Raw genomic sequence first — 3,040 nt, forward strand, 5'->3', positions numbered from 1 at the left:
TTTAGTTCCTTATAATATAGAACCACCTATAATCTATACTCTAAAACACCAATCAAGGTTTAATCAATGAAAATAGTCGTTATCCAAGGACCAAACCTCAATATGCTGGGAGTTCGTGAACAACAAGTATACGGACCGATGCGTTTAGAGCAAATCCATGCACAGATGAAAGATGTCGCAACCCAAAATGGTGTTGATATCGAGTTTTATCAAAGCAATTTAGAGGGTGAGATCGTCGATCGTATCCAAGAGTGCTACGGCGATGCGGACGGGATCATTATCAATCCTGCGGCGTATACCCATACTTCTATCGCGATTCGTGATGCGATCAGTGCGGTCAACCTCCCGACGATCGAAGTCCATATCAGCAACATCTACCGCCGTGAAGAGTTCCGTCAAAAAAGTATGACGGCTCCTGTGTGTACCTCTTCGGTGATCGGTTTTGGTCCGTTCGGATACCATTTGGCAATGGTAGGGATGATGCAAATTTTGAGTGAAATCAATGCAATGCGTCAAGCGCAAGCATCTACCGCGCAACAAGGCGAGGTAGAAGAGTAAGCCATGCCGCTTTGTCGTGTTTTGGATGAGAGACAGAGTGTTTATGTCGATCGTCATTTCCCTCAAACACTCTCTAAAGCGGATGGGTATCGTTATCGTGTGATTTTGGGAGTTGGGGGAAACATTGGCGATACTCGCCGTCGGATGAACCATCTTTGGCACTATTTGGGAAAATTACCGCAAATATGCAGAATTCAAAGCGGAGTGATTTTAAAAAATCCTCCCTTTGGATTTCATGAACAAAATGATTTTGACAATACGGTTATAGAAATTGCCACTTCGCTCCAACCCAGAGCATTATTACGGTTGATTTGGCGGATTGAAAAGCGTTTTGGGCGGTGTCGCAGTTTTGCGAATGCGCCGAGGACGTTGGATTTGGATATACTATTCTTTGAAAATTATAAAGTACGAACCAAAGAGTTGACTATCCCTCATCCTCATTGGAGTGAACGTCTCAGTGTGACGATTCCGCTAGAAAGTTTGGCTTGAGAGAGCATACGGAGACAATATGAAAATTTTGACATTTAGCGGTGCCACCCCTGCCGAAGCGCTGAAAAAAGCGCAATTGGAAGTTGGGGAAGAGGCAATGCTGATCGAGACACGAGAAGTCCAGAAAAAATCACTGGGCAAAAGTGCTTTGTATGAGATCGTCGTAGGAATAGAAGAGGACTTATTTCCTAAGCCAAGAGTAAAAATTGAAGAATCGTTGATGAAACAGCGCCCTTTGGCACAAAAAAGCAGTGATGTTCTTTATAATATCTCCGAAGCTGCCAAACAAATCTCCAAAATAGCCGAAGTGACTGAAGAAGACCAACGCATAACACGTCAAATACCTAAGCACGAGAGTGAAGATTTGAAGCGGATTAAAGTAGAGATTGAAAAGTTGGGTGATAAAGTCAAGTTAATTCAAAATATGTTTTGGTCTGAAAAATCTCCCAAAATGACTACTGCTATTCCGCCAGAGTTTGCTGAAATTTATCGATTAACGCATGAAAGTGGAATGGATCAAAATCATCTTGATGAGATTATGCAGTTGACATTAGAGCATATGCCCTCGAAGATGCGAGAAAGTTCGGAAACGGTTAAGCGCTATTTTCAAGTCTTAATGCGTAAAATGATTCCGGTTAGGCTTGAAACACCACCGAAAAACGGCGGAAAAAAGGTGATTATGCTCGTAGGCCCTACTGGGGTTGGTAAAACGACCTCAATTGCTAAACTTGCAGCACGCTTTTCGTATCTGCTTGATAAAAAATATAAAGTGGGACTGGTCGTTCTTGATACCTATCGGATCGGAGCGGTAGAGCAACTGATGCAATATGCTCGGATGATGAAGCTGGGAATAGAGACGGTGGTTGATCCGCCGGAATTTTCCAGTGCGCTCAATGCGTTACGTTATAGTGACTATATTTTGATCGATACGATGGGCTCCTCTCCCTATGATAAAGGAAAAATTGAAAAGATTTATGAGTGTTTGAAAGGAAATAATACTGATTACACTGTTGATGTCGTTTTGGTGATGCCCAGTTCGATCAAATATGAGGATCTAAAAGCAACCTATGATAATTTTGCCTCACTGGGGATCGATACGATGATGTTTACTAAACTCGATGAAACGAGAGGATTTGGTAATATTTTTTCTCTCGTGTATGAAACTAAAGTACCGATTAGCTACTTTTCGGTAGGGCAGGAAGTTCCCGAAGATTTGGTTGTTGCAACGTCTGATTTTTTAGTCGAATGTTTAATGAACGGATTTACTAAAGGTGAAAATGTATGAGTCACCAAGCCTCTAAACTCGAAGCACTAGTTAATAAAAACCGCAATTTAACGGCAAAAAAAACTCGTTTTATTGCAATCACTAGCGGTAAGGGAGGGGTCGGAAAAAGTACCGTCAGCTCTAACATGGCTTATATTATGGCTAAATATGGGTTGAAAGTAGGGATTTTCGATGCGGATATCGGGTTAGCAAATCTTGATGTTATGTTTAATGTGAAAATCCAAAAGAATATTCTTCATGTTCTCAAAGGGGAAGCAACGGTCGAAGATATTTTAGTCCCTATTGAGAAAAATTTGGTTCTTATCCCTGGTGAGAGCGGAGAAGAGATTTTTAAATATGCGTCGAGTGGATTGTTTGAGCGATTTATGGACCAGGCTAATGTCTTAGATGATTTGGATGTGATGATTATCGATACTGGGGCTGGAATCGGAGAACATATCCAACTTTTTTTACGAGCTTGTGATGATGTGATTGTTGTTACGGTACCTGACCCGGCTGCTATTACCGATGCGTATGCGACGATTAAAATTACGTCAAGACTTCGTAATGAGATTAGTGTAATTATGAATCAAGTTCGTTCTAGTAAAGAAGCGGAATCTCTTTTTGACAAGATTCATAAGGTCGCTCAAGCAAATATCGGCAGAGGATTACAATTGAATTATTTAGGGCAAATTTCAAATGATCTTAAAATCTCAAACAGTGTTAAAA

Annotated in this window: 4 protein-coding genes; all 4 read left to right on the forward strand. The window is 41.1% G+C overall.

All coding sequences use genetic code 11. The features are described from left to right. The first annotated feature begins 66 nt into the window (after positions 1–66). Positions 67–558 carry a type II 3-dehydroquinate dehydratase gene (gene aroQ / locus WA010_RS07145; RefSeq protein WP_422556445.1) on the forward strand — a complete coding sequence of 164 codons (492 nt, stop codon included), beginning with the start codon at positions 67–69 and terminating at the stop codon, positions 556–558. Positions 559–561: 3 nt separating this feature from the next. Then, complete coding sequence (gene folK / locus WA010_RS07150) at positions 562–1,047, forward strand: 2-amino-4-hydroxy-6-hydroxymethyldihydropteridine diphosphokinase (protein WP_422556446.1); 486 nt, start codon at positions 562–564, stop codon at positions 1,045–1,047. Between the two features lie 19 nt (positions 1,048–1,066). Next, the gene (gene flhF / locus WA010_RS07155; RefSeq protein ID WP_422556447.1) at positions 1,067–2,332 is read left to right on the forward strand and encodes a flagellar biosynthesis protein FlhF; all 1,266 of its coding nucleotides are present in this window, start codon (positions 1,067–1,069) and stop codon (positions 2,330–2,332) included. Beyond that, on the forward strand, positions 2,329–3,040 hold a 712-nt coding region (locus WA010_RS07160), incomplete at its 3' end, for a P-loop NTPase (protein ID WP_422556448.1). The genes flhF and WA010_RS07160, both read left to right, overlap by 4 nt.

The organism is Sulfuricurvum sp. (genome assembly GCF_049305995.1).
Taxonomy (GTDB): Bacteria; Campylobacterota; Campylobacteria; order Campylobacterales; family Sulfurimonadaceae; genus Sulfuricurvum.